We start from the raw sequence: 1,604 nt of genomic DNA, 5'->3' as shown, positions 1-1,604 counted from the left end.
AGTTTCGCGCCGGGGAATATCTCGATCCGCTGGTTTGGCGACGGCTCGCTGAATGTGGCGGCGAATTGCATCGACCGCCATCTGATCGACCGGGCGGAGCAGACCGCGATCATCTGGGAGCCGGATGATCCGAAGGAGCCGGCGAAACATATCACCTATCGCGCGCTGCTCGAGCAGGTCTCGCGCATGGCCAATGTGCTGAAATCGCATGGTGTGAAAAAGGGCGACCGCGTCGTGCTTTATCTGCCGATGATCCCCGAGGCGGCCTATGCGATGCTGGCCTGCGCCCGGCTCGGCGCGGTGCATTCCGTTGTTTTCGGGGGCTTTTCCCCGGATGCCCTGGCGAACCGGATCAATGATTCCGAGGCGAAGCTCGTGATCACCGCCGACTGGGCACCGCGCGCCGGCAAGAAGACCGGGCTCAAGGACAATACCGATAAGGCGCTTTTGCATTGTTCGGACCGGGTGAAATGCCTGGTGGTGAAACGCACGGGCGAGCAGACCTCCTGGGTCTCGGGCCGCGATTTCGACCTGCTGGCGGAAATGGCCGAGGCGAAGCCCTATTGCCCCTATGTCGAGGTCGGTGCCGAGGATCCTTTGTTCATCCTCTATACGTCCGGCTCGACCGGCAAGCCGAAGGGCGTGGTGCATACATCGGGCGGCTATCTCACCTATGCCGCGATGACGCATCAATATACGTTCGACTATCATGACGGCGATATTTACTGGTGCACGGCCGATGTCGGCTGGGTCACCGGCCACAGCTATATCGTCTATGGGCCGCTGGCGAATGGCGGCACCACGCTGATGTTCGAAGGCGTGCCGACCTGGCCCGATGCCGGCCGTTTCTGGGAGGTCTGCGCCAAACACCGGGTCAACCAGTTCTACACCGCGCCGACCGCGATCCGGTCGCTGATGGGGATGGGGCCGGAATTTGTCGAACGTCACGACCTGTCGTCTCTGAAGCTGCTTGGCTCGGTTGGTGAACCTATCAACCCCGAAGCCTGGGCCTGGTACGACAAATATGTTGGAAAAGGGAAACTGCCGATCGTCGACACTTTCTGGCAGACCGAGACCGGCGGCCATATGCTGACGCCCCTGCCGGGAGCTGTGGCGACGAAGCCCGGCTCGGCGACGGTGCCGTTTTTCGGGGTGAAGCCGGTGGTGCTCGATCCGCAGACCGGGGCAGAGCTGAGCGAAACCGAATGCGAGGGCGTGCTGTGCATCAGCGACAGCTGGCCCGGGCAGATGCGGACGCTCTGGGGGGATCACGCGCGATTTGAAGAGGCTTATTTCAGCCAGTATAAAGGGTATTATTTTACGGGCGACGGCTGCCGTCGCGATGCGGATGGCTATTACTGGATTACCGGCCGTGTCGATGATGTCATTAACGTCTCCGGCCACCGGATGGGCACGGCAGAGGTGGAATCCGCCCTTGTCGCGCATGAGAAGGTCGCCGAAGCGGCAGTTGTCGGCTATCCGCATGACCTCAAGGGGCAGGGCATCTATGCCTATGTCACGCTGATGAACGGGGTGACGCCGACCCCCGAGCTGAAGCGCGAGCTGGAGGCCTGGGTCCGCGCCGAGATCGGCCCGATCGCCAA

1 protein-coding gene is annotated in these 1,604 nt (G+C 62.0%); it reads left to right on the top strand.

Going from position 1 to position 1,604, the window contains the following annotated elements:
- A partial coding sequence (acs, locus tag M3484_RS23505; protein WP_249499506.1) for an acetate--CoA ligase occupies positions 1–1,604 on the top strand: 1,604 nt, incomplete at both ends.

It is taken from the genome of Pseudomonas sp. GX19020 (assembly GCF_023371075.1).
Taxonomy (GTDB): Bacteria; Pseudomonadota; Alphaproteobacteria; order Rhodobacterales; family Rhodobacteraceae; genus Pseudogemmobacter.
The sequence above is the reverse complement of the archived record's forward strand: the minus strand, read 5'-3'. Positions and strand labels throughout refer to the sequence as shown.